This window comes from Pseudomonas cucumis, assembly GCF_030687935.1.
GTDB lineage: Bacteria > Pseudomonadota > Gammaproteobacteria > Pseudomonadales > Pseudomonadaceae > Aquipseudomonas > Aquipseudomonas cucumis.
In genome coordinates this window covers 702,820-728,308 of the sequence record NZ_CP117454.1, presented here as the reverse complement: position 1 = coordinate 728,308, position 25,489 = coordinate 702,820, and the positions used below count along the sequence as shown (strand labels likewise).

The 25,489-nt window shown below is 60.5% G+C and carries 24 protein-coding genes and 1 pseudogene; 11 read left to right on the top strand and 14 right to left on the bottom strand.

From position 1 onward, the window contains the following. Complete coding sequence (locus PSH97_RS03130; protein WP_305448067.1) at positions 1-1,278, bottom strand: acetyl-CoA C-acetyltransferase; 1,278 nt, start codon at positions 1,276-1,278, stop codon at positions 1-3. Positions 1,279-1,397: 119 nt separating this feature from the next. On the opposite strand from PSH97_RS03130, the gene PSH97_RS03125 reads away from it, so the two are divergent. Together PSH97_RS03125 and PSH97_RS03120 are read left to right on the top strand one after the other, a co-directional pair. Continuing rightward, on the top strand, positions 1,398-2,750 hold the full coding sequence (locus tag PSH97_RS03125; protein WP_305448066.1) for a 3-oxoacyl-ACP reductase: 1,353 nt from the start codon (positions 1,398-1,400) through the stop codon (positions 2,748-2,750). Positions 2,751-2,752: 2 nt separating this feature from the next. Continuing rightward, positions 2,753-3,607 (top strand): MaoC family dehydratase, encoded by an 855-nt coding sequence (locus PSH97_RS03120; protein ID WP_305448065.1) that lies wholly within the window; start codon positions 2,753-2,755, stop codon positions 3,605-3,607. Between the two features lie 176 nt (positions 3,608-3,783). Here PSH97_RS03120 and PSH97_RS03115 read toward each other — a convergent pair whose 3' ends face one another. Then, positions 3,784-4,185: a response regulator gene (locus tag PSH97_RS03115; protein ID WP_305448064.1), complete on the bottom strand. Its 402-nt coding sequence runs from the start codon at positions 4,183-4,185 to the stop codon at positions 3,784-3,786. Positions 4,186-4,269: 84 nt separating this feature from the next. Next, positions 4,270-4,467 carry a Flp family type IVb pilin gene (locus PSH97_RS03110; RefSeq protein WP_305448063.1) on the bottom strand — a complete coding sequence of 66 codons (198 nt, stop codon included), beginning with the start codon at positions 4,465-4,467 and terminating at the stop codon, positions 4,270-4,272. Positions 4,468-4,792: 325 nt separating this feature from the next. On the opposite strand from PSH97_RS03110, the gene cpaB reads away from it, so the two are divergent. From cpaB to PSH97_RS03085, 5 genes are all read left to right on the top strand, one after another. Then, positions 4,793-5,722, top strand: a complete 930-nt coding sequence (gene cpaB / locus PSH97_RS03105) for a Flp pilus assembly protein CpaB (protein WP_305448062.1) — start codon at positions 4,793-4,795, stop codon at positions 5,720-5,722. Positions 5,723-5,811: 89 nt separating this feature from the next. Then, on the top strand, positions 5,812-7,017 hold the full coding sequence (locus PSH97_RS03100; RefSeq protein ID WP_305448061.1) for an AAA family ATPase: 1,206 nt from the start codon (positions 5,812-5,814) through the stop codon (positions 7,015-7,017). Next, positions 7,014-8,294 (top strand): CpaF family protein, encoded by a 1,281-nt coding sequence (locus tag PSH97_RS03095; protein ID WP_305448060.1) that lies wholly within the window; start codon positions 7,014-7,016, stop codon positions 8,292-8,294. The genes PSH97_RS03100 and PSH97_RS03095 overlap by 4 nt, the downstream gene beginning before the upstream one ends. A gap of 11 nt (positions 8,295-8,305) precedes the next feature. Then, positions 8,306-9,190 (top strand): type II secretion system F family protein, encoded by an 885-nt coding sequence (locus PSH97_RS03090; protein ID WP_305448059.1) that lies wholly within the window; start codon positions 8,306-8,308, stop codon positions 9,188-9,190. Continuing rightward, entirely contained in the window at positions 9,187-10,077 is an 891-nt protein-coding gene (locus tag PSH97_RS03085; protein WP_305448058.1) for a type II secretion system F family protein, read from the top strand. The genes PSH97_RS03090 and PSH97_RS03085 overlap by 4 nt, the downstream gene beginning before the upstream one ends. A gap of 185 nt (positions 10,078-10,262) precedes the next feature. On the opposite strand, the gene PSH97_RS03080 is transcribed toward PSH97_RS03085, so the two are convergent. From PSH97_RS03080 to PSH97_RS03070, 4 genes and pseudogenes are all read right to left on the bottom strand, one after another. Continuing rightward, a complete protein-coding gene (locus PSH97_RS03080; protein WP_305448057.1) occupies positions 10,263-10,640 on the bottom strand; it encodes a DUF6124 family protein in 378 nt (125 codons plus the stop codon). A 537-nt stretch (positions 10,641-11,177) separates the two neighbouring features. Next, positions 11,178-11,334 (bottom strand): annotated as a pseudogene (locus tag PSH97_RS28680) (DUF6124 family protein); the annotation flags it as partial. An 851-nt stretch (positions 11,335-12,185) separates the two neighbouring features. After that, on the bottom strand, positions 12,186-12,974 hold the full coding sequence (locus PSH97_RS03075; protein ID WP_305448056.1) for a response regulator transcription factor: 789 nt from the start codon (positions 12,972-12,974) through the stop codon (positions 12,186-12,188). Positions 12,975-13,099: 125 nt separating this feature from the next. After that, positions 13,100-13,570 carry a prepilin peptidase gene (locus PSH97_RS03070; RefSeq protein ID WP_305448055.1) on the bottom strand — a complete coding sequence of 157 codons (471 nt, stop codon included), beginning with the start codon at positions 13,568-13,570 and terminating at the stop codon, positions 13,100-13,102. 75 nt (positions 13,571-13,645) lie between these two features. Here PSH97_RS03070 and PSH97_RS03065 point away from each other — a divergent pair, with 75 nt between their 5' ends. Both PSH97_RS03065 and PSH97_RS03060 read left to right on the top strand, forming a co-directional pair. Beyond that, positions 13,646-14,086, top strand: a complete 441-nt coding sequence (locus PSH97_RS03065) for a TadE/TadG family type IV pilus assembly protein (protein ID WP_305448054.1) — start codon at positions 13,646-13,648, stop codon at positions 14,084-14,086. Then, positions 14,083-16,851 carry an ATP-binding protein gene (locus tag PSH97_RS03060; protein WP_305448053.1) on the top strand — a complete coding sequence of 923 codons (2,769 nt, stop codon included), beginning with the start codon at positions 14,083-14,085 and terminating at the stop codon, positions 16,849-16,851. Before PSH97_RS03065 ends, PSH97_RS03060 begins: the two co-directional genes overlap by 4 nt. Here PSH97_RS03060 and PSH97_RS03055 read toward each other — a convergent pair. From PSH97_RS03055 to PSH97_RS03035, 5 genes are all read right to left on the bottom strand, one after another. Next, positions 16,821-18,803: a pilus assembly protein TadG-related protein gene (locus PSH97_RS03055; protein ID WP_305448052.1), complete on the bottom strand. Its 1,983-nt coding sequence runs from the start codon at positions 18,801-18,803 to the stop codon at positions 16,821-16,823. The genes PSH97_RS03060 and PSH97_RS03055 overlap by 31 nt on opposite strands. 221 nt (positions 18,804-19,024) lie before the next feature. Further along, entirely contained in the window at positions 19,025-19,582 is a 558-nt protein-coding gene (locus tag PSH97_RS03050; protein WP_305448051.1) for a DUF4136 domain-containing protein, read from the bottom strand. A gap of 53 nt (positions 19,583-19,635) precedes the next feature. Next, on the bottom strand, positions 19,636-20,262 hold the full coding sequence (locus PSH97_RS03045) for a DUF4136 domain-containing protein (protein ID WP_305448050.1): 627 nt from the start codon (positions 20,260-20,262) through the stop codon (positions 19,636-19,638). 12 nt (positions 20,263-20,274) lie between these two features. Further along, positions 20,275-21,024, bottom strand: coding sequence for a methyltransferase domain-containing protein (locus tag PSH97_RS03040; RefSeq protein ID WP_030128232.1), 750 nt, complete (start codon positions 21,022-21,024; stop codon positions 20,275-20,277). Beyond that, positions 21,024-21,326: a MazG-like family protein gene (locus tag PSH97_RS03035; RefSeq protein WP_095634107.1), complete on the bottom strand. Its 303-nt coding sequence runs from the start codon at positions 21,324-21,326 to the stop codon at positions 21,024-21,026. The genes PSH97_RS03040 and PSH97_RS03035 overlap by 1 nt, the downstream gene beginning before the upstream one ends. A gap of 293 nt (positions 21,327-21,619) precedes the next feature. On the opposite strand from PSH97_RS03035, the gene PSH97_RS03030 reads away from it, so the two are divergent. Then, complete coding sequence (locus tag PSH97_RS03030; RefSeq protein ID WP_305448049.1) at positions 21,620-21,913, top strand: hypothetical protein; 294 nt, start codon at positions 21,620-21,622, stop codon at positions 21,911-21,913. A 91-nt stretch (positions 21,914-22,004) separates the two neighbouring features. Beyond that, the gene (locus tag PSH97_RS03025) at positions 22,005-23,345 is read left to right on the top strand and encodes an MATE family efflux transporter (protein WP_305448048.1); all 1,341 of its coding nucleotides are present in this window, start codon (positions 22,005-22,007) and stop codon (positions 23,343-23,345) included. A 12-nt stretch (positions 23,346-23,357) separates the two neighbouring features. On the opposite strand, the gene PSH97_RS03020 is transcribed toward PSH97_RS03025, so the two are convergent. Both PSH97_RS03020 and PSH97_RS03015 read right to left on the bottom strand, forming a co-directional pair. After that, the gene (locus tag PSH97_RS03020; protein ID WP_305448047.1) at positions 23,358-24,155 is read right to left on the bottom strand and encodes a DUF4123 domain-containing protein; all 798 of its coding nucleotides are present in this window, start codon (positions 24,153-24,155) and stop codon (positions 23,358-23,360) included. Further along, entirely contained in the window at positions 24,152-25,474 is a 1,323-nt protein-coding gene (locus tag PSH97_RS03015) for a type VI secretion system Vgr family protein (protein ID WP_305448046.1), read from the bottom strand. The genes PSH97_RS03020 and PSH97_RS03015 overlap by 4 nt, the downstream gene beginning before the upstream one ends. Positions 25,475-25,489: the final 15 nt, after the last annotated feature.

Below are 25,489 nucleotides of genomic sequence, written 5' to 3'. Positions count from 1 at the left end.
TCAGCGCTCGATAATCGCCGTCACGCCCTGACCGCCCGCTGCGCAGATCGAAATCAAACCTCGCCCCTTGCCCGCCGCACTCAGCAGCTTCGCCAGGTTAGCGACGATACGTGCACCGGTGGCCGCAAATGGATGCCCGGCGGCCAGTGAACTGCCCTTGACGTTCAAGCGGCTGCGGTCGATGGAGCCCAGCGGCGCGTCGAGGCCGAGACGGGTTTTGCAGAACTGCGGATCTTCCCAGGCCTTGAGTGTGCAGAGCACCTGCGCGGCGAACGCTTCGTGGATTTCGTAGTAATCGAAGTCCTGCAAGGTCAGGCCATTGCGCGCCAGTAAACGCGGCACCGCATAAGCCGGCGCCATCAGCAGGCCTTCGGCACCGTTGACGAAATCCACCGCCGCCGCTTCGCCGTCACGCCAATAGGCGAGGATCGGCAGGCCGCGCTCTTTCGCCCAGTCCTCACTCCCCAGCAACACCACCGACGCGCCATCGGTGAGTGGCGTGGAATTGCCCGCGGTCAGGGTGCCCTTGGCGCTTTTCTCGAAGGCCGGTTTTAGTGAGGCGAGTTTTTCCAGGGTCAGATCCGGGCGCAGGTTGTTGTCCCGGGTCAGGCCGAGGAACGGCGTCATCAAATCGTTGTGCCAGCCTTCGGCATAGGACGCGGCCAGTTTCTGATGGCTTTGCTGGGTCAGCTGATCCTGCTCGTCACGCGGGATGCTCCAAGTCTGGGCCATCATTTCACAGTGTTCGCCCATCGACCGGCCGGTGCGCGGCTCGCCGATGCTTGGAAAGTCGGGCATCAAGTGGCGGGGACGCAGTTGCAGGAAGGTTTTCAGTTTGTCGGCGGTGCTTCGGGCGCGGTTGGCTTGCAAGAGGATCTTGCGCAGGCTTTCGTTGACCCCGATCGGCACGTCCGAGGCGGTGTCGACGCCACCGGCGATGCCACACTCGATCTGACCCAGGGCGATTTTGTTCGCCACCAACAACGTCGCCTCCAGACCCGTACCGCAGGCTTGCTGGATGTCGTAGGCCGGCGTCATCGGCGACAACCGCGAGCCCAGCACGCATTCGCGGGTCAGGCCGTAATCGCGCAAATACTTGAGCAGTGCACCTGCCGCCACTTCACCCATGCGCACACCGTGCAGGTTATAGCGCTCGATCAGGCCTTCCAGCGCTGCGGTGAACATCGCCTGGTTACTGGCAGTGGCGTACGGCCCGTTGGACCGGGCAAAGGGGATACGGTTACCACCGATAATCGCGACGCGACGCAGCTGAGTCATGAAAAGCTCCCTATTCTGTGAAGACTACAATCCTCAAGCGTAGGCCGTATCTCGTGGGTCGAACGACTAATTGCCATTCCTGGTCCACACTTTTAACCCCAGCTGCTGGAGCGTGATCCATGTCTGACCGCTATATCGACTTCGCCAATTCGTCCATCGGCCATCGTGTGGTCGGTGCCCTGGGTCTGCCGTCGCCGGTACGACTGGAACGCTGGCAAGCAGGCCGGCTACGGCCAATCGAGGGGGCGCTGTTGATTGGCGGCGGCCCGCTGACAGAAAAAGTCGGCAGCCTCGCCAACCGCCTGACCGACACGATTTACAGCTACGGCACCGATCCGACCCTGGCCACCGCGTGGATTCCCGGCCATGGTCAGAAACTCAAAGCCGTGGTGTACGACGCCAGTGATCTGGTGCAGGTCGATCAGCTGAAACAGCTGCGCGAGTTCTTCCAGCCGCTGATGAAAAACCTCGATCACCATGCGCATCTGGTGATTCTTGGCCGGGCGCCAGAGACTTTGAGCGACCCGTTCGCCGCCAGCGCCCAACGCGCCCTGGAGGGTTTCAGCCGTTCGCTGGCCAAGGAACTGCGTAGCGGCGGTACTTTGCAGCTGATCTATGTCGGCGAAGGTGCCGAAGATCAACTGGAAGGCCCATTGCGGTTTTTCCTCTCGCCCAAAAGCGCGTTCATTTCCGGACAAGTCATTCGCTTGAAGGCGTGTGAGGCGCAGGTGATGGACTGGAGTCGCCCCTTGTCGGGACGCAAGGCATTGGTGACGGGCGCAGCTCGCGGTATCGGCGCCTCGATCGCCGAAACCCTGGCCCGCGACGGCGCCGAGGTGATCCTGCTCGACGTGCCACCGGCCAAGAGCGATCTCGAGGCCCTGGCCGCACGCCTCGGCGGGCGCGGCATCACCCTGGACATCTGCGCCGAAGACGCCGCCGCACAATTGATCGAGCACTTGCCGGACGGTGTCGACATCGTGGTCCACAACGCAGGCATCACCCGGGACAAAACCCTGGCCAACATGACCCCGGAATTCTGGGACGCGGTGCTGGCGGTCAACCTCAACGCGCCGCAAGTGCTGACCAAGGCTTTGCTCGACAGCGGCACTTTGCACGACAACGGCCGAGTGATCCTGCTGGCGTCCATCAGCGGCATCGCCGGCAATCGCGGGCAAACCAATTACGCGGCGAGCAAGGCCGGGTTGATCGGCCTGGCTCAGGCTTGGGCGCCGCTGCTGAGTGAGCGCGGCATCAGCATCAACGCGGTGGCGCCAGGGTTCATCGAAACCCAAATGACCGCGCACCTGCCCTTCGGCCTGCGGGAAGCCGGGCGGCGTATGAGTTCGTTGGGCCAGGGCGGCCTGCCGCAAGACGTCGCCGAAGCCGTGGCCTGGCTGGCACAACCGGGCACCGGAGCGTTTACCGGGCAGGCGTTGCGCGTGTGTGGGCAAAGCGTTTTGGGAGCCTGACCATGACCACCGACTGGCAAACACTCAATAGCGAACCGGGCCTGCAAACGCTGTATGTGAAGGCGGCAACGCGACGCAAAATCACCGGCACCACCCTGCCTGACCTGGGTTATCACTGCTGGGTCAATGTCGATCCGAAACGCCTGGAGGCGTATCGCAAGGTCTGTGGTTTCGCCGACAACGGGCTGCTACCACCGACGTATCCACACATCCTGGCGTTTGCCTTGCAGATGCAATTGCTCACGGCCAAAGCGTTTCCATTCCCGCTCCTGGGGCTGATTCACTTGAGCAATCGCATCCGCATCTTGCGCCCCATGGGTGGTGTGCACCGGGTGCGGGTCAGCGTGAAAGTGCAGAACCTGCAACCCCATGCCAAGGGTGCGACGTTCGAGTTGGTGACGACGCTCGACGATCAGTTGGGGCCGCTGTGGGAGGCGGAAAGCCAGATGCTTTGTCGCGGCGTCAAACTGGAAGGCGAGCCCGTCGAAGAAGCTTTTGCGTCGACGCTGTCGCTGGCCGAAGTCGCCCACTGGAAAGCGCCGGCGGACATTGGCCGCCGATACGCCAAGGTGTCTGGAGACTACAACCCGATCCACCTGAGTGCGATCAGCGCGAAGCTCTTCGGTTTTCCCAGCGCCATCGCCCATGGTCTATGGAACAAGGCCCGTACGCTGGCAGCCCTGACCGATCATTTACCAACGGCCAACGTCGAGATTGCGGTGCAGTTCAGGAAACCGGTGCGCCTTCCCAGTGAAGTGACGCTGATGTCCAGCGCGGCGGGGTCCAGCGGGGATTTTCAGTTGATGGGCGCGGGGGATCTGGAACACATGGTTGGGCAGTGGCGGCCGGTTGCCTGATGGTTCGGTCTGATCGTTCCCACGCTCTGCGTGGGAATGCAGCCCGGGACGCTCCGCGTCCCAAGAGCCGAACGCAGAGCGTCCGTAGAGGCGTTCCCACGCAGAGCGTGGGAACGATCAAAACAGTGGGGCAGCGTACATCCGGGAGAGACTGGTTGGCTGTCAGGCCGCCAAGATCAGGAACTAACCACCCCAGGAAACAAATTATTCAACGTCTCCAACAACCGCACGTGATAAATCGGCTTGCGAAACAAATCCAGCACCTGCAACCGCAACATATCACTCACATCCTCCATATCCGCATGCCCCGACGTCACAATCACCGGCAAATGCTGACGAGCCGTATGCTCACGCAACCGCTTGATCAACGACATGCCACTCTCCTCCGGCATCCGCAAATCAGTAATCACCAGCGCAATATCAGGATGACAAGTCAAATGGTGAAGGGCGAGTTTGACCGACGTTGCGGTAAAACAAGTAAAGCCCTCGCCCTCCAGCAACTCGGCCAATTCCAGCAACGCATCCTCCTCATCATCGACCAGAAGAAGCTGTTGGCGAGGAAACGCTGGAGCGTTCATGGGTAACACCTGCAATGGACTAAGCCTTGACGTTAGAAGCCCTTTGCGGGATTGGCAAATGAATGCCTGTTGCCAACCTTCAAATCAAAGCGCGGCGGAAATTGTGGTGAACATGTCGGTGACACTGGTGGCGATGGGGCCCGCAAATGCTGCCAGCGCAACGGCCACCATACCCGCAATAATCGCGTACTCGATACCCGAAGCACCTTCAGTATCTTTGGCCAGACCTCTGTAAAAAACGAATTCGGATTTGATCTTCTGAACAACTTTAATAAAGGACATGACGTGTCTCCTATGACAGCGGATGTTGCACGGCCGCAACATGATTCCCCTATGCCAGCATCAGCATTGTCGGCAAACCCAAGACCAACAACTGTAAGAACCTATTAATACTTAAGTAGTAACCGGTTCATTGACGTCATAAAACAGCGTTTTTGGCTTCGAGCCGTTACTTTTGTCAGATATTTACCGCCCTGTAATGGCGTTTTGCTCTACCTGCGCTACCGTCAAATAGCGAAATAGTTCCATGTTCATAGCTGCCTGATTGCGAAGTCATCTCATTGAAGCTCCTGGGGGGCGTTAACGCAGCAGGAAAGGGAGAGCCTTCATGAACAGTCGCGTCACCATGGGCCTGGCCGGGCTGTTTCTGGTAGGCGCCATCATTGCCGGTTACTGGGGGCTGGCGTTGAGTCGCCAACCGGCACCCGAATCCGTCGCGCAACCCGGCACATCATCGGCCCCAATACTGGCGCCGGCGGACGACCCGACCCGCCAGCCGGTGGTTGTGCTGCTGCGTGACATCGCGCCGTTCGAGCAAATCACCGCCGCCGACGTGACCGTGGAAAAACTCCGTACCGCCCCGGCCGGCAGCCTGTCCCGTCTCGATCAAGCCATTGGCCGTATGCCTTGGCGCACGCTGACTGCCGGCAGTTGGCTCAATGATGAAAGTTTCGAAACCGGCGGGGCGCTGGCGCGAATGATCCGCCCCGATGAGCGTGCCCTCGCCGTGGCGGCGGATGACGTGGTCAATGTCGGCGGTCAACTGAGCCCCGGCGACTATGTCGACGTCCTGCTGTTTCTGCGCATGGACACCAACAACCTCCAGCAATCGGCCCAGGTCGTAGTCCCGGCATTGCGGGTGCTGGGTGTCGGCGACCAGTTGGGGCTGATGAACGATGGGCAGCCTGCCAACCCGGCACGCAGTCACGAAGAGCGACTCAAGCAGGAACAACTGCGCGCCAACGCCCGCACCGTTTTGCTCGCGGTCCCCGAAGCCCTCTTGAGTCGCCTGATGCTCGCGGCTCAGGTCGGGGTTTTACGCCTGGCCGTGCGCAGTGCCGAAGAAAAACGTCTGAACCAATACTGGGCCGGCAACCGTGATTCAAAGGCGAGCCTGGCCAGTGCCAACCGCGAACTGGTGCAGTTCAGTCAACTGGCCCTGGCCGGCACACCCAAACCCGCCACCGGCGGCGCAGCACCGCGCAAGACGAGCGTGGAAGTCATCCGCGGCAATGAAGTCACCCAACAAACGCCCTGAATCGAGCGAGGACGCTTCTCCATGCGCAGACGTTTCACGCAGTACTTGCTCGACAACGGCTGCTTCGATAAATGCAGCGGATTATCGCTATGAGCCAACCCCAGAACCTGAGTCAGACGTTCCTCGCGATCACGCGCAACAGCACCGACTTCGAGTGGCTGCAAGGTGCCCTTGCCCCTTTGGGCCGAGTGATCAGCGCCGGTGGCGGCAACCTCGATGAACTCTTGACGCTGGTGGACGTGACCTTTGCCAGCCTGGTGTTCGTGGGTCTGGACCGTGAGCATGTGGTGGCCCAGAGCGCGTTGATCGAGGGTGCCCTGGAAGCCAAACCGATGCTGGCGATCGTTGCCTTGGGCGACGGCATGGACAACCAACTCGTGCTCAATGCCATGCGTGCCGGCGCGCGGGATTTCGTCTCTTACGGCTCGCGCTCCAGTGAAGTTGCCGGGCTGGTGCGACGCCTGAGCAAACGCCTGCCGACCGTGGCGCCGAACCTGCAACAGAGTCAACAGGGTGGCCTGACCGTGCTTTACGGTGCGCAGAACAATGCCGACGGAGCGTTGCTCGCCAACCACCTGGCGCACGTGGTGCAAAAGAGCGGCCAGCAGACACTGTTGCTGGATCTGGGCCTGCCGCGTGGCGACAGCCTTGCGTTGCTGGGGCTGGAGAGCTCGTTTCATTTCGGCGATGCGTTGCGCCATCTGAGGCGCCTCGACGCGACGCTGATCGACAGCGCCTTCACCACCTGTGACGCCGGGCTGCGGATTCTTGCCTATGCCAGCAACGACGAACCGCTGGAACAGACCAGTGCCGCCGAGCTGTACATGTTGCTCAGCGCCTTGCGTCAACATTTCCAGCACATCGTGGTGAACCTCACCGGCCAGTCGGACAGCGAAGCGTTGCGCACCTTCGTCAGCCATTGCGACAAGTTGCTGTGGTACACCGATCAGAATGTGCTCGACTGCCGACGCAACCTTGAGGTGCTCGGCCGCTGGCGCGAAAAAGGCCTCAAGCTCGATCACGCCAGGTTGCTGGTAGACCGCTATCTGCGCAACGTCGCGCCAGACTCCGACACCTTGAGCAAAAGCTTCGGCATGGAGGTTATGGCGGTCCTGGCCTACAGCCCTGAAGTACGGCTCAACGCAAAAAATCAGGGGGTGAGCCTGTTCGAACTGGCTCCGCGCGAAGGCCTGACCCAAAGCCTGCGCGCCCTCGGCGAACGTCTGGCTAAACGCTCCGAAGATCTGGATAAACCCAAGGCTGGCTGGTTTGACCGATTGAGGGGCGCGCAATGAGCGGGGAAAGACTCTTCGGCGCACCCTCCCACGGGCCGGCCGGCAATACCGACCACGAAGGCCTGAAACTGGTGCTGCACCGCTACATCATCGACGCCATCGAAGAGTCCGGGAAAAACCTGCTGGAAGGTTCGCGGCCAATGCTGTCGCAGTTCGTCATCGACAAAGTCGCCGAGTACATCGCCCGTCTGCACCTGGCGATTTCCCGTTATGAGATGGAGCGGCTGGCTGAGGAAATCGTCGACGAGCTCACCGGCTTCGGTCCTCTAGAGGTGTTGCTGCGTGACTCGACGGTGACCGAAATCCTGGTCAACGGCCCGCACCGGGTGTTCGTCGAACGCGACGGTGTGTTGCACCTGAGTGACCTGCGATTCATCGACGACCACCACGTCGAGCGGGTGATGCAACGAATTCTCGCGCCCTTGGGCCGACGGCTCGACGAGTCTTCACCGATGGTCGATGCGCGCCTGCCCGATGGCAGCCGGGTCAACGCGATCATCCCGCCCATTGCCCTCGATGGCCCGTGCCTGTCGATTCGAAAATTCCGCAAGGACATGCTCAAAAGCTCCGACCTGATGGCGATGCAAACCATCGATCAGGCGATCTTTGAATTTATTCAGGAGGCCGTGGGCAAGCGTTGCAACATCCTTGTCAGCGGCGGTACCGGCACCGGCAAGACCACGCTGCTGAACATTCTCAGCCAGTTGATCGCCCCTCACGAACGCCTGGTCACCATCGAAGACGTCGCCGAATTGCAACTGGGCCATCCTCATGTGGTGCGCCTGGAAACCCGACCGCCGAATGCCGAAGGCCACGGCGAAGTGAAGGCCAGCGATCTGATTCGCAACGCACTGCGGATGCGCCCGGACCGGATCATCCTCGGCGAGATTCGCGGCGTCGAAGTGGTTGACGTGCTTACCGCGATGAACACCGGGCACGACGGTTCCATGAGCACCGTACACGCCAACAATGCCCAGGATGCGCTGTTGCGCCTCGAGACTCTGGTGGGCCTGACCGGACGCGCCATCGCCGAACGCACCCTGCGGCAAATGATCTGTGCGGCGCTGGACGTGGTGATCCAACTGACGCGCCTGCCCGATGGTCGCCGCTGCGTCAGCGAAGTGGTGGAGGTCGTCGGTATTCGTGACGACATCTATGTGACCAATACGCTGTTCCGCTTCGACCGACGCACCGGTTTCGGTTTTCTGCGCGAGGCGGTCAACCCCGCCGGCGATAAACTGCGTCGTGAGTCGGCGCTCTCTCCCTTATCGCACTGAAGGGTCACGGCATGCTCAAACCGACGCTGCTCATCCTGATTTGCCTGACGTTGCTGGGCCTGTCGATCCGTTTGTTCTACAACGGTCTGCGCCAGAGCGGCATCGATCGAACCCTTGGTCGCTTGATGCAGGGGCAACCGCAACTGGCGGTGGCGAAATCATCCTGGGCTGGCCTGGAGCGAGCCTTTCTACGCGCCGGCCTCGGTCGGCCCACCGAGCGCCTGGGGTTGTGGCTGTTGCTCTGGGCCTTGGGCATCTTGCTGGGCGTTGCCCTCGCGGGCTGGATCGGTTTGCTGGCGTTGTTGCTGATGCCGCCGCTGGCTTTGCGGCTGTACATCAGTTGGTGCTATCAGCGCCGGCTCAAGCGCATGATCGAACAACTACCACCGTTGCTCGATCACACGGTGCGCAGCCTGAAATCCGGACGCACCCTGGCCGATGCGGTACTGGTCGCCATCGACGCCGCCGAAGACCCACTGAAAAACGCCATGGGCCGGGTTCAGCGCAACGTGCAACTGGGCGTCAGCCTGCCTGATGCTGTCACGGACTTCGCCGAACTGTACGAGAAAGACGAGTTTCGCTTGTTCGCGCTGGGCCTGAAGGTCAATCACCGCTACGGCGGTAATGCCAGTGAGCTGTTTGAGAACCTGATCAAAATGATCCGCGAACGAGACCAGGCTGCGCGCCAATTGCGCGCCATGACGGGCGAAACCCGCATCACCGCGGTGGTGCTGGCCCTGATGCCGGTGGGGCTCGCCGCTTATTTCTTGCTGTCCAATCCGAAATACCTGCTCGCCATGTGGAACAGCAGCTCGGGGCAAATGATGCTCGCGACCGCGTTCGGCCTGCAGGTCGTGGGTTGCCTGGCGCTGTGGCGCATGTTGCGTAGCGTATGAAAATAGCCCTGCTGATCAGCGCATTGTTGTTTCTGGCGGCCACGCTGTTGCTGCTCAGTGGGCTGCTGGAGCAACATCGGCGTGCTCGCCAAGTGGCTCAACGACTGGACGGCAAACCACTGAGCGACCATCGCGTCCGTCACTGGTTGCAAGTGCTGGGCGACAGCCGCATCGGTCAGCGCTCGGTCAAACTGGACAACGAAACCCAAATGCTGCTCAACCGCCTCGGCTGGCGCAGCGCCCGACAACGCTCGCTGTTCGCTGCCTGCCAGATCGGCATACCGGTGCTTGCGTTGGTCCTGAGTCTATTGATCCAGAGTGTGTTCTTTGCGCAGGTTAACAACCCTTGGATCACCCCGGCCTTCGCCACTGCCCTCGGTTACTTACTGCCCAAACGCTTGCTGGCCGCTGCCGCACACCGTCGACAAAAACAACTGGCGATCGAGATATCTACCTTCATTCCGCTGCTGCGCATCCTGTTCGAATCCGGCATGGCGGTGGAGCAGTCGCTGCGCGTGCTGAGCATCGAAGGCAAACAATTACTGCCAGTCCTGACCCATGAACTGCGCCTGATACTGACGCGGGTCGACTCCGGTCTGGAACTGGGCGAAGAGCTGAACAAGGCCACCCAGTTACTGGCGGTGGACGAATTCACCGACACCTGCGTGATTCTTCAGCAATTGATCCACCAGGGCGGCGGCGCCATGAAATCACTGCTGGGGCTCAAACTACTGCTCGATGACCGACGCCTGACACGCTTGCAGGAATACATCTCCAAAATGTCCGCGAAAATGTCCGTCGTGATGATGTTGTTTCTCTTCCCGGCATTGCTGATCGTACTGGCCGGCCCCAGCTTCACCGCTTTGGCCCGGGCCTTTGTTCGTTGAAAGGCCAACGGCGATCCCGTAGAAGCGAGGCTTGCCCGCCAAGGCGACCTGACAGCCAACCAATCCCTCGCAGATGCACACGATTCAATTGCGGGAGCGAGCCTGCTCGCGATGGCGGCGTGTCAGACGACATCCATGTTGAATGTGAAATCGCCTTCGCGGGCAAGCCTCGCTCCTACAGGGGGTCAGCTGTGTGGCGCGGTTTTTGGTATGGCAACGTTATCCAGCATCCGGTTCACCGCCAGTTCTGCCAGCATGACGATCTGTTGAATCGCCATCGCCGTGTGCCGGTGCGGCCCTTCCAGATACCCTGCAAAATCACTCGCCATCACACTGGCCTGGGCCAACGATTCACAGGTGTGGGCCAACAGGTCTTCGTCTTTGATATCCGGCGCAACCATATACATCGTGCTCGGCTTGCGGGCCACGGGGGATTTGAGGGCGGATGGGTTGAGATAGTGATCGAGCGCGCGGTTAGCGGCGTCGTGGAATTTTTTTGAATCAGTAGATTCGTAAGGGGAAACGTTGTCGGTTTCAGGGGGATTCGGTGTGGCTTTGAACATGGTGACTCCTCAGATTTGAAATGGAGCCACTTCCAATTGCCGCGACGCAATTTTAGGTGGCAACTGTACGCGGGTTCGCGGACCGAGATCTGAGTAACTCGACATACCCGAAGGTATCCCGCGCACAGTCGCCATAACACGAAACGACAGACACAAAAGTGCTGTTGCTAGGTGGAGCGATTATGCATCAGATCAAAGGGCCGCGACGCCCGGTCGCTGAATTGTCAGCGACGGACAAAGGCTAGAGACGCAGCGTCCGACGGGCAACCTGAAAAACATGTGGGAAGGTTCTGATGTTTTTACTGATCAATAAACATCGTTACCTGTAAGGCCATCTTCGCGAGCAAGCCTCGCGCCTACAAGTGGGTCGGCGTATGTCTAAGAGAGATTGGTCGGCTGTCAGGCCGCCAGGATCAAAAGATCGCCGCCTTCGGCAGCTCCACAGGGGAAACGCATATTCCGCGTAGGAGCTGCCGAAGGCGGCGATCTTTTGATCTGACTTGATATCCCACAGCTGAACGGTGTACGTCTGCAATAAGGGGTGTCGACATACGCGGCAATGTCGCTGGTCATGACGCTGGCCGAGGCCAGTGATTCGCAGACATGGGCCAAGGGCGACCAGAAACATCTTGCTTGGCTTACGGCTTTCGGGTTGTTTGAGCGGTGGCTTGAGGTAGTGGTCGAGCGCGCGGTCAGGCAGCGGGGTGGCAGCTGTACGCGGGTTCGCGGACCGATCCCCGAGGCAGCTCGGCATACCCGAAGGTATCCCGCGCACAGTCGCCATGACACGAACGACAGACACCCAAAAGTGTTGTTGTTCGGTGGAGCGATTATGCCTCAAGAATCGAGCCGCGACGCCCGGTCGCTGAATTGTCAGCGACGGACAAAGGCTAGAGACGCAGCGTCCGACGGGCAACCTGAAAAACATGTGGGAAGGTTCTGATGATTTTACTGATCGATAAACATCATTGTCTGTAAGGCCGCCATCGCGAGATCAGGCTCGCTCCCACAGTGGATTGGCGTATGTCTGGGGGAGATTGGTTGGTTGTGAGGGCGCCTTCGCGGGCAAGCCTCGCTCCTACAAGTGGGGCGGCGTATGTCTGAGAGAGCTTGGGCGGCTGTCGGGCCGCCATCGCGGGCAAGCCCGCTCCCACAGTGGAGCGGCGTGCACCCGCCCTTCACCACTCAACAGGCCGAGCGTTAGCTCGCCAGCCGCTTTTGATCTGGCTTTTGATTTTGATCCACCCGCCCCTTCGGGAGGCTGAGTGGAGGTGTTCATCTGGGGATTGGCGCGCAGCGCCGTTCGACGCAGTCGAACCCATCGCATGTAGGTCGTAGCGAAGCAGACCGTAGGGCGATGCCCCCAGATGGATACCGGAGCGAAGGAACGCCGAGCCTTAGCGAGGGGCCGTACGCTTGGGGCGAGACCTTTTGGTTCCTTTTGGGGCGTTTGCCAAAAGGGACTCGCCGTAAGGGCGAAACCATAAGCCGCCGTTACCGCAGAAATGGATATGTACACCATGAAACAGCGTACACCCGAAAAACTCAGTGCGCAGTAAGCCGCCGCCCCCCAGCATTACCAGGCGACAACGCCAACGCCACTTGCGTGCGATTATGCATATGCGTCAACCGCAACACCTGCGACACATAAAGCTTCACCGTGTTCTCGGTAATCCCCAACTCACAGGCAATCTGATAATTGGTCTGCCCCTTGCCCACCAACCGCGCCACTTCCAACTGCCGCGGCGACAGCTGATTGAAAACCGCCGGCATCTCCACCCGCTCCGCCTCACTGAATGCACCGTCAGCCGAATCAGACGAAGACACCGAAGACGGTCCCCGACGAACCTTGTCCAGATCCTGATACAACTCGTCGATCGACTCACAAAGGTACTGCAACTTCTGACTCAAATGCCCCAACTGCAGGTTTTTTTGCCGCTCCTGCAAGAGCACTTCCTGGCGCTGCAAACCTTCGAGCAACTCCGCCAGATCTATCGGTTTCTGATAGTAGTCGGCGAACCCGGCGCGCAACGCCTTGATCACATCCTGCTTGTCTGCGCGGCCGGTGAGCATGATCGCCTCGAACGCCCGGTGCTTGCCGGACAATTGTTGCAGCGTCTGAACGAGTTGAATGCCATCCATGTCGGGCATCTGCAAATCACAGAGCACCAGACCGATATCCTCATATTCATTGAAACGCTCGATCGCCTGCTTGCCGGACTGACAAGGAACACAGCGATAACCATTGCGCTCGATGAACTCGCAAAGCTCTTCGACAATCAATGGTTCGTCATCGACCACAAGGACTTTTATTGCCGAGATACGCTTGTTCACGTGTCACTCCATGCCAAGTCTGGCTTGACCGTTCCTGTACCCACTGCCCATAGGCTGTACAACAACTGTTGTTGAAAGTAGACGCACTTTCCAACTATGTACATAGAACGAGTAGCGCCCGGCGACTAATGCATCCAGACCAGAGTGAGCAACATGCCCACCAATACGAACGGCGCAAAGGGCTGCTTTTTTGACGTTCCTGGTCCCAGGTAACGAAGATGATCCCTAAGCCCCTGCCCCATATACAGCCAGAGTCTTGGCGCCAACAGCAGCCAGAACGCACTGGCCAATCCGGCGCCGATGAAGCCGCCGAGCAGGTGCATACCGTCCGTCGCAAGACCCAGCGTCGCCATCAGTTTCACGTCGCCCGCCCCCAGACGTTTCAATGCATAACCGGGCAAGGTGAAAGCCAGAGCCAACAACAAAGCCCAGCCGCCCTGCGCAGCCTCGGCCCCCAACCATGTGGTGCCCGTCCACAACAGATACGTCAGCGCCAATACGCCCACGCCAAGGGTCAGGCCATTGGCGATGTGCCGCTCTCGGACATCCTGAGCTGCGCAAAGCGTCAGCCAGATCAGTAGGACAAAGTTCTGCATCCGGTAAAAAACGTCCGTTTTGGCTGAATGATTCTATGCTGATACTACGTCGTGATGGTCAGGGTAGACGCACTCATGAAAACAGGCCTCCCCCGCAAACAAAAAGGTGCCGTGGCGATTGAATTCGCTTTGGTGTTCATCATCTTTTTCGCCGTGTTTTATGGGCTGGTCAGTTACAGCCTGCCGCTGTTGCTGATGCAATCATTCAATCAATCGACAGCCGAAGCGGTGCGCCGCAGTGTGGCGCTGGACCCGAGCACCGCCAATTACGACACCGCCGTCAGAAACATAGCGACCACCGAACTGACTCGACAGTTGGCCTGGATTCCCGCCGCGCTGAACTTCAATGTGGCCACCGACGCCAGTGCCACCTACACCGGTGGCGTACTGACGGTCACCATCAATTACCCCACCAGCAAACTGAATCAAGTCCTGCCGTTTTTGGTGCTACCGGGGATCGGCTCGGTGCCCAATCTGCCGGCAACCCTTACCGCCCAATCGAGCCTGCAATTTTGAGTTCCGGAGACAAGCTCTTCGGGCGCCTGCTCAATCGCCAACCGCCACAGCCCTCCAACAGTGCGGACACTGCGAGCGTGCAACGTGTGGGTTTGCAGTTGCATCTGAATGACGAGGGTCGGGTGATTCAGCTGAGCGGCCCGCTGCGGCATCTGCTGGCGCAACAAATGCCCGGCGCACAGACACCGCATCTGCTCGATTACCTCATGCCCCACAGCAGCCTGTCAGTCGAAGGTACGCCTGCCGAGTGGCAGGGACAGAGTCTGGACCTGGATTTTTTCAGCCTCGGCGAACAACCGCTGCATCTGCGTGGCTGGGTGCAGCCGTTGGGCGAAAACTGGCTGTTGCAGTTGATCGACATCGGCGACCTGTTGCTCGAACGACGACAAGCGCGCAGCCGCGAACAATGCCAATTACTCTCCGCGCAGATCAGCGAACAGTTGCGCCTGTGCAGTTTGACGCGCTTGCCCGAGGTGCTGGCGGAGCAACTGCAAGGCTTGGCTCAGCGTTTTCAGATCCCGTGCATCGCCATGGCCTTGCTCGATGAACAGGCCGAGGGTTGGCTGATCCACCAGCATTACGCGGCCTTCGATGCACCCGGGTTGTGGAAAATCGATCAACGCCTGGGTACCGGCCTTGACAGTTTGAATGGCTCCGTCCCCCAGCAACTGAGCCCCAGCGAACACCCGCGCCTGCAAGGCATCTTCGGCAATGCCGAAGGGTTCGCGGTGCCGTACCACAATGCCCAAGGCGTGGTGGCCTGGTTACTTTGTGGTTTCTACCCGGTGCAAGAACGTGCCCCCGACCTGAGCGAGCGCGACTGGTTACAACTCACCGCCGCGCTAGCCGGCCCGCTGCTGGAGCGCTTGCGCGAGCATCAGCACCATCTGCAACTGGAGCGGCTGGAGTCTCTGCAAGCCTTGCTCGGCACCGGCTGGTGGGAGGTCTTCAGCGATAGTGCCGAGGTGCAATTGGCGCCATCGCTGGCCGGTATGCTCAACCTTGCGAGCACTCGTTTACCGCTGCACAACTGGCTCGAACAGATCCATCCCGCCGACCGTGAAGAGCTGACGATGCGCCTGCAAACCTTGCAGGACGAAGGTGCGCCATTGCTGCTGTGCGTACGCCTGCATCGCCCCGAAGTGGCGCAAACGCCGATCTGGTATCGACTGCAAGGCCAAGCCCTGGGCATCGGCAGAAACCGGCGGCTGGTGGGCTTCATGCTCGACATCAGTGACATCAAAAATCAGGAGCAGAACGCCGCTGCCGCCCATGCCCGGCTGGACAATCTGATTGCCAGTTCACCGGCGGTGATCTACGTGCAGCGCTATGTCGAAGGTGCGCTGCAACCGACATTTTTCAGCGACAGCCTGTTGCCGCTGCTCGGTTGGTCGCTCGCCGATTGTGCCGCCGGCGCGCTGGTGGAACGGGTCCACCCCGAGGACCGCGACTGCTATTTCGAGCGCACCCGGCAACTGCTGCGCGAAGGCTCCGTGCGTGCCCGTTATCGGCTGCGCGACAGTCGCGGCGATTATCACTGGCTGCTCGACGAAGCCAAACTGCTGCGCGACGACCTTGGGCTGCCGGTGGAAGCCGTGGGGCTGTGGCTGGATGTCACCGAAGCGACCCTGGCCGCCGAGCAAGTAAAACAGAGTGAAGAGCGCTATCGAATCCTGGTGGAAGATTCCCCGGCGATGATATGCCGCTACCTTCCAGACCTGACACTGACCTTCGGCAACCGCCCGCTGGCGACCTACCTGGAATGCCAGCCCGAGAAGCTGCCGGGAGTGAACCTGGGCAGCTGGATGTCGCCGGAGCAGCGCGAAGCGTTCCTCCAGCGGCTCAGTCACCTGAGCCCGGAGTTTCCGGTCAGCACCGCGGAAATCAACCTGCAACTGCCAGGACGGGAACACGCCTGGTGGGTCTGGTCGGATCGCGGGGTGTTCGACGAACAGGGGCAGTTGCTTGAAATACAGGCTGTGGGCCGCGACAACACCGAAGTCCGGCGCGCCCAACAGCAGCTCACCCAGAGCGCGAAAATGGCCACCCTTGGCGAAATGGCCACCGGGCTGGCCCATGAAATCAATCAGCCGCTGAACGTGATGCGCATGGCCATCGTCAATGTGCTCAAGCGCCTGAGCAATGGCGATGCGCAAATCGATTACCTGACAGACAAGCTCAACCGCATCGACGCGCAAGTCCAGCGCGCCGCGCGGGTGGTGGATCACATGCGGGTATTCGGTCGGCGTTCGGAGATCGAGCAGCACCCGTTCAATCCGGCTCAAGCCATTGAAGGCACGCTGTCACTGCTGTCCGAAGGCATGCGCGGCAAAGGCGTCGAACTGCGGGTCAGCGAGACCGGATTCGAAGTGCAAGTGCGCGGTTACGTCGATCAGCTGGAACAGGTGCTGATCAATCTGATGGTCAATGCGCGGGATGCGCTGCTGAGCAAACGCGAGGCCGACCGGGAGTTCAAACCGTGGATTTCGGTGTACGCCGAACGCGATGAACACTGGGTGCGACTGTGGGTCGAGGACAACGGTGGCGGTATCGATCCACGGCTGCTGGAGCGGATTTTCGAACCCTTCTTCACCACCAAACCGGTGGGCATCGGCACCGGGCTCGGGTTGTCGGTGAGTTACGGCATCGTCGCAAATATGGGCGGACGCTTAAGTGTAAGAAATTCGACCGAGGGCGCGCGGTTTTGTATCGAGTTGCCGATTGCCACGGGCGATCAGATCACCAGCGTCGCCCGCCCCGAGTGACAGCTGAGGTTGGCGCCGACGTCGACCTTGTTCAAATCAATCCCAAGGCTTAACAGCAAGGTGTTGATCAAGCTGTCGAGCAACGGGCTGAGCACGCTGTTGATCGCGCTGATCAGCAAGGTGGTGACGTTGCTCAGGATGGCTCCCAGACCGCTGACAAGACTGCCCGACGGGCCATACATGTCCACATGAATATTAACCGGCGTGTTGAGCAAGTTGCTGACAATGCTGCTGGTAGTGAACGAGTAGTAGAACGGCGGCTGGTTGATTTCCGGCAGGCTGGTGGCGGGTGGTGCGGAATAGACATGGGAAATGTTGGTGTTCGCCGCCACGCTGGTGTCGGCAACGATATCGATGCCGCCACCGACACCGGGTACACGCGGATCGCAGGTGATGGGCAGAAAGAGAAGCCGGCGGCAGGTTTTAATTCCGATATCGATCACCTTCAACGGTTGTACCGTGACCGCTGGCGGCGTGGTGTTGCTGCCGAACATGCTGGCCGAATCTATCCGGCCGATTTTCAGGTTCACCAGCGACGTACTGGTGCTGGTGGTCAGGGTTTTATTGGTGTTACTGACGCAGCTATAAGCCGTGACGTAACTGCTGGCACTGGCGACGTCCAGAGCTACATCGAGCCGTATCGGCCCCGGCAACACCATAATGTCAGGCGTCTGGCAGGGCACGCCGATGGCACAGGTCAGTGAATTGAGCACCGCCACCAAGTTGAGATTGAGCAACGCGTTGAGGATGTTGGTCAGCGGTCCTGCCAGATCCGCCGCCGCATTGACCAGCGCCGCGATGGCGTCCAGCGCTGGCAAGTCGATCGACAGCAATGTGCGAACCTGCGCGGTTCTCACATAGATCCGATTGGGTCCCAATGGATCCAGCGCCGCGTTTTTCGGATTGCCGATCGCCGAGAGTTGCGGCGGTTCCAGCACCTGCACCCGAGCCGTGATTTGCGCCAGCCCCGCCAGATTGATCGGCAGTGTCGCCACCAGGCCGTTCTTCTTGTTGGCCAGTTGCACGATGCCTTCGATCAGGTCGAACACGCTCACGTTAGTCGTCGACGCCGACAAGTTGCTGCCATTCTCGACGTGCAACAAATTGCCCAGCACCACGGTCGTCGAGCCAGCGGCAACCTTGAGTGCTTGCAGGCCGACAATGGTCGCCGTCGCGCCGAGTGTGCCACCGGGGTCCAGCACATTGACGGCGGTCTGGATCAACTGGCTGACGGCTACCGAAGTGCCCAACACCTGGCTATACCCGGCGGCGTTGACGCCAAGGTCGACCTTCAGTCGATCGAGGTAACCGAGCAGGCTGATGTTGGTGTTCAGCAACCCTTCCCAACCTGCCACGGAGAGGTTCAGATTGCCGCCCAACAAACCACCGAACAGCGCATTGAGGGTGGCCGACTTGCTGGTATCGACACTCAACACCGTAGTGCGAATGGTCAGCGATGCCAGCGGTGGCGGCAACGTGGCGACGGCGGTTGCGGTCAGGTTGAGGGTCTCACCGGCCGGAGCACCGCCGAACACGGCACCAATACCACCGGCGACACTCTGCAGAATCGAATGGCTGACGGTCACCCGAATGGCTTCGCTGCTGCTCGGATCAGCCGTAAAAACCCGAAGATTGTTGGCGTCCAGGGTCAAGGCGCCACAGGCCACCGTCAGGTTGCGCGTGGGGTCAGGCAGGGTGAAATTGTTGCGGTTTGCGCTGGCGGTGGCATAGGCCGTAGCGGTGGCACCTGCGGCGCAATCACCGTTGCGCGTGGCAGCCTCCAGCGCGGCCATATCCGCCACCCGTTGCAAGCTGCGTTTTTCCAGGTACAGGCGACCGCTGTCGACCACCAGCAGCAGGAACACCAAGGCCATGCCCAGAGCCAGCACCGCCATCAATCCGATCGCTCCCCGTTGCCGGGCCGGGCTACGAAACTGCAAGCAGGGAGACATGGCTCACTCCTTTGCCGGCGCACTGCCGAGGGCTACCTCCAACGATGTGAAGCAGTGTAGACAAGGGTCCGCCAGATTGCTGGCAACATGCTACTGCCGATGACAAAGAAACCATGAGGAGCGAGCCTGCTCGCGATGACGGCGGCACATCTGAAGTTGATGTGACTGACAGACCGCTATCGCGAGCAGGCTCGCTCCCACAGTGGATCGGTGGTGTTGGTTTAGTGTGGTGGATAGTTAGCCAATATCCGCGCGACCGTCTCGCGGATCGTATTGCTGCGGTCCTGTGGATTCGGTGTACGGCTGAGCGTCTGCTCGTCGCTACCGCGCCACACCAGCTTGCCGTCCTTGCCATCGAGCAGGTCGACCTGGATGGTCGCCACCTTGTAGCTGATGTTGCGGGTTTCGTTGTACATCGGCCCGCCCCAGTAGCCGTACCATGGGCCACCATAACCGCCGCCATAGTAGGTGGTCACTTGTTGCTGGCGATCTTCGACGATCAAATAGGCCTGTACCTTCAGGTCCGAGCTGGCACCGGCGGCGGCCGGGCGCAAGCCGCGTTGATCCAGCTGATCGGCAATGGACTGGCGGATGCGTTGTTCGGTCAGGTCACTTTTGATCCGTGGATCATCGGGACGGTATTGCACGGCGGGCTCTTTCCAGCTCCAGCTACGATAGGCGGCAAAGTCGCGGCTGGCATCGAAATCATGATTGACCTGGTTGGCGGCGCAGGCAGAGAGCAGCGCGGCCATGGTCAGTAAAGCGAGATGGCGGAACATGATTTTTCTCCGGTAGAAGACATGCACCTGCGGGAGACTTCCTGTAAAGGAAGCTAACTAGGAGGATACGCCGACATGGCCTTTTCGACAGCTTCGCGTATGGCATCGGTACGCTCGCTCTGGCTGCCCTGACTGCTGGTTTCGGCACTGGCACTCCATACCGGCTCGCCAGTGCTCGCGTCGAACAGATCGACGCGCACCACCACGACTTGTACCTGATAGGTACGGATGACCGGCACCGTGTTGTACATGCCGTAACCGCTACCGTAGCGGTTGTAACCGCCATAACCACCGCCGTAGTAGCCCCCGCCATAACCATAGTCATCCCGAACTTGACGCAAGCGGGTTTCCAGACGCAGGTCGGCGCTGACCAACAGGTCCGCCGGGCGGTTGTCGTGCAGTGGGCGCAAGCCGCGTTGATCAAGGGCATTACTGACCGCTTCGGCCACCTGCTCCGAGTCGGCCCAGGCCGTGCCCGGTGGCAGGCGCCCGTTGAGCCAGGCCCAGCTGCGATAGCGGCCGTAGTCGCGTGGCGGTGCCGGGTAGGCGCTGCGGTCAAAGGTGGTGGCGGCCTGAGGCGGTGCCGGCGGCAGGGGATTGGAGGTCGCGACATAAGGGTTGCTGCCCTGACAGGCCGCCAACCCGAGACAGATCACCAGTAACCCTGAACGACTTTTCATTTCGCGCTCCGGTCAGATCGGCCGACAGATCCAGTGCAGGTAGCGCCCAAGCCCGGCGAAGCTTGGGTGACGGCGGTGGGCCAGTTCCATTTCGAGCAAGTCCGGCAGTTCGACGCGAGCCTGAAATTCCACCGGCATGTAGTCGTAAAAAACCCGCACCCCACTCTGGGTTTCGACCTGCCACATGCTCTCAAGTTGCGCCGCCAGTTCCCGTGGATCCAGTGGCTGCTGTGGGGTCAGGCTCTGCTTTTCACCGGCCATGTCGTTCTTGCGCATCTTGCGGAAATGGCCCTTGAGCAGGTTGCGGTAGATCAACGCATCGCGGTTGTAGAACGCCAGGGACAACCAGCCGTCCGGCTTCGTCAACTGATGCAGCACCGGCAGAATCGCATGGGGTTCTGCCAGCCATTCCAGCACGGCGTGGCACAGCACCAGGTCATAAGGTTCGGTGAGCTGTCCAAGCAGGTCCTGCCATGGCGCCTGGATGAATGTCGCCGTTTGCCCCGCTTCGGCGAAGCGCTGACGGGCGCCTTCAAGCATTGGTTCGGCGGGCTCGGCGAGGGTCACCTGATGACCGCGCTCGGCCAGCCACAACGACATGTGGCCCAGGCCGGCGCCGATATCCAGCACGCGCAACGGGCGGTCTGGCAGGGTTTCGGCCAGATCGGCCTGCAGCACCGCGAGCCGGATCGCACCTTTGGCGCCACCGTAGATTTTTTCGGCGAAGCGAGTCGCCAGTTGATCGAAATGACGGTCGCTCATCAGCTGAACCGCCGTTCGCTGTCCGCGAGTTTGCTGCGCACCACTTCATTCATGTCCAACCCCAACTCGCTGCACAGCAGCAGTAGATACAGCACGATGTCGCCCACTTCCTGCCCGACATGGGCGAGCTTGTCCGCCGGCAACTGGCGCGACTGGTCTTCGGTCAGCCACTGAAAAATCTCCACCAGTTCGGACATTTCCACGCTCGCGGCCATGGCCAGGTTTTTCGGGCTGTGAAATTGCCGCCAGTCGTTACGGTCGCGAATGGCGTGCAGGCGTTCGGTCAGTTCAACAAGGTTCATCGGGCTCTCCTGAAGGCGTATAGCTTCGGGGGGATGGAGGGTGAAGGCAAGGTCTATGTAGCAGCTGCCGAAGGCTGCGTTCGGCTGCGCAGCAGTCGCAAAACCGAGCACCTGGGTCTTTCAGTTTTAACGCGGGCTGCAGGACTGTCGACTGCTTCGCAGCCGAACGCAGCCTTCGGCAGCTGCTACAGAGATGTTTGCGCCATACTTGAGCGGTCGGGAACTACGCAGCACGATCAATAGCCCAAGGCTCGGATCCGGCAACCACGCCACCACTCCATCAGGACGTACACATGCAGGTAGAAAGCTTTTTCGAATGGCTCGGCCAGATAATCGGTTCGGCCATCCGGTTCATCATCGATGCCCTCAGTGGTCTGTTCAACCTGTTGAGCAACGCCGGCAGCAATTTTGTCGAAGGGTTGGCCCAGGCGCTGGGCATGGACACTTCGATCGTCAGCATCATCACGCTGATCATCGGGTTGATGCTGCTGTGGGCGGCGATCCGCGCCTTCATGAACGCCTCGATCATCATGGGGATTATCTGGTTGTTGCTGGGGTTGTGGTTGCTGAGCTGGATTATTCACTAACACCCTGCCCTGATCGTTCCCACGCAGAGGCATGAGAACGATCATGCAAAACAATCTGCCGCTACAATGCAGGCGCCCCCAAGGAGCCTGCATGCCCAACCTGATTGCCGACTGGCGCGACCGTCCGACCCATCGTCGAGTCTGGGCGCTCGCCGCCCCGATGATTCTCTCGAACATTTCCGTACCGCTGGTGGCGCTGGTCGACAGTACCGTCGTCGGCCACCTGCCCCATGCTCACCAGCTCGGTGCTGTCGCGGTGGGCGCCAGTCTGTATACCTTTCTTGCCTGGGCCATGGGCTTTCTGCGCATGGGCTCCACCGGGTTCGCCGCCCAGGCTGCCGGGCGCGGGGATGGCGCAGCGTTGCGGCAGATTTTGCTTCAAGGTCTGTTGTTGGCCATGGGTCTGGCCATTTTGTTGGGCGCATTGGGCGTGCCGTTGAGCGGGGTCGCGTTGCACTTCATGCAACCGTCGGCGGAGCTGGATCAGCTGACCCGCGAGTTCTTCCACACGCGGCTGTTCGGCTTGCCGGCAGCGCTGGCCAGCTACGCGCTGGTGGGCTGGTTTCTCGGCACTCAGAATGCCCGGGCGCCGCTGGCAATTTTGCTGAGCACCAACCTGGTCAATATCGCACTGAATCTGTGGTTCGTGCTCGGCCTGGAGTGGGGTGTGGTCGGCGCGGCCCGGGCCTCGGTGATCGCCGAGTGGACCGGCGCACTGATCGGCCTGTTCATGACCCGCCACGCCCTGCGCGCCTATCCCGGCCATATCGCCTGGGCAGCGCTGGCGTTGTGGCAGAGCTGGCGCCCATTGCTGGCGGTCAATCGCGACATTTTCATTCGCAGCCTGGCGTTGCAGTCCGTGTTTTTCCTGATCACCGTGCAGGGCGCGCGGCTGGGCGATGCCACGGTCGCCGCCAATGCGTTGCTGCTCAACGGCCTGCTGCTGACCGCCCACGCGCTGGACGGTTTGGCCCACGCGGTCGAAGCACTGTGCGGACACGCCATCGGTGCTCGCGACCGAGAGGCCCTGCGCCGCTCATTGGTGGTGGCGTGCGGTTGGTCGTTGCTGGCGAGTGTGGGGTTTGCCTTGCTGTTTCTGTTCGCCGGGCACCTGTTCATCGAGATGCAGACCGACATCCAGAGCGTGCGCGACACCGCATTCGTCTATCTGCCTTACCTCGCCACGCTGCCGCTGATTGCCGTCTGGAGTTACCTGCTCGACGGCCTGTTCATCGGCGCCACCCGCGCCCGGGAAATGCGCAACGGCATGCTGCTGACGGTGATCCTGTTGTTGCCCTTCGCCTGGGCGCTGCAAGGTTTGGGCAACCATGGACTGTGGATAACCTTCCTGTTGTTCATGTTGCTGCGCAGCCTGACCCTCGGCGCGTTCGCCTGGTACTTGCGCCAACACGACAGTTGGTTCAAAGGATGACGAGGGTTAGCTTCAGGGTTGATCGTTCTGCCACAGGTTGCGCAGGCTATCGAGACGCTCCTGCTGGGTGATTCCCGACAACGACTGCCCAGGCACTGCGTCGGGGTGCTGCAAGCGCAACCATAACCAGCCATCGAGCACCGGACGTTCGCTGAAACCCAGCGCCAGCCCTTCCTGCAAGTAAGCCCACACGTTGTTGTAGTCGGTGCCTGTGGATCGGCTCCAGCGCCAGGCGTGTTGTTCCAGCAGGCAGGTTTGCAAGGTGTCTCGTTGACGCGGGCTGAGGTTTTCTTCGATGGCCAGCGGCCGGACCGCAAGCCGCGGATTGAACAACTGCTGCCAGCCCTGACAGCCTATGGCCCGGTCGGCCCAAGTGCCGCCGAACCAGCGCAACTGATCGATTGGACCGAGCCAGCGACTCAGCTCCTGCGCATCGCAGGCATCGAAAAAATAACTCGCCGTGTGTGGGTTGTAGTAATTCAGCAAGGCCCGGTGATGCAGACCCAAAGTGACCGTGAGCATGCGTCGCAAATGCTCCAGCAACTGCGATGGCGATGCTTCACTGGCCAGCAGCAACCCGCTCCAGGTATCTGGCGCACTTTGGCACAACTCGGCCAGCGCCGGGCATTCGCGAAGGTTGACCAATACCGGCCCATACTCACGCAATGGGTGAAACTCGGTGCCTTCGAAAAGCCGGAACCATCGGACATGAGCAAACTGTTGTCGCAAACCCGCGTCGGCCTGAAGCACGTCCGGCACATCGAACAACAGCCATTGCGGGGTCGAGTCAGCCGCCTGAACGGCGATCATGCCGCACCGCTCTGGCCGAGCTGCGTCGCCGCCCGGCAGGTGCAAAAGGATTGGGCGCAATGACTGAAACTGCCGCCGCCGGGTAACAGGCACAGGAGCACCAAGGGTTCGCTGGATTGCAGCAAGCCCTGCAAGCCCTCGAGCACCGGGCTGACATCGGTCGTCAAGGTGGGTTGCAGGTCGGGTATGACTGGCTCTGCACTGGAGGCTGCGCCGGGAAGAAATCCGCTGATCAAGGGTTGATCCGGATCGCCTTCGATAAAGCTCACCAGCACCTGCGCCCCTTCACTCAACGGCAGGGTGCCCGCGCCTTCCAGCTCGGGAGCCAACGGCAACCAGCAGTGGCTGGGCGCTGCGCCCTCTCCCTGGTAAAGCCAGTCAAACTGCACGGCAACCGGTCTGGACAAATCCGGTTGAGATTCATCGACCTCGACCACCCACGCCCGCTGCAGGCTGTGCATCCTGGGTTTCACGCCCGAATGAGGTGCCACGAAAGGCATTTCCTGCACAACGGCCCGTAGTTGGTTGCTATAAGGAAGCTCTGGTTGCTGCCCTCCCTGATGCTCGACATGGGTCAGTAGCCAGAGACGATTCCAGTCCACACACGGATGGCCGGACAGCGGCATCAGTTGGCCGCTGCGCAGGGTCGCCAGATTGGTCTGGCCTTCGGCGATTTGCCCGCAGCCGTGCAGCTTGAACTGACGCACACCTGGTTGTTCGTTCTCACCCTTGAAGACGCTCTCTTCGCCACGGCTAAACTGCCCCAGGCCATCTCCGAAAACCAGACAGTGTCCGCGTGAGCGGTGTTCGAAGTAGTAATGAAGCCGTTCCTGGGCGCACAGACGCTGGAGAAATTGCAGGTCTGATTCCCGGTACTGCGTGCAGAAATCACGGGACGGGTAGTCGCCGCTCAGGTCGAAGCGCCGATCCTTGCCGGCAATGCCGTGCTCCTTGAGTACTTGAGCGAGAATATCCGGCACCGAGCGCTGGCTGAAGATTCGCTGATTGAAGCGCTGGGCCAGACACGCCAGCCTGGGCCCCAGACGCACACGGCAAAGCCCGGGTTCGCCACCATGGCCGAGCTGAACGAGGCCAAGCAACTGCCCGTGAATACCCTGCCCCCGGGGCCCGAAGTGTAAAAAGGCCGAGCGGTACAGCAGGTTCGCAAGGTCCAGCGTCGGGTCATCGTTCAGCAGATCCACCTCGAACACAAAAGGCTCGCTGATGGCTTCACTACCGGTAAAGGCCAAAACCTCAAAGGGATCGGGAAGACCCGCTATATCCAGACGAAATGACGGCTCGTTGACTGGATCGAACATCGGCGATTCTCTACA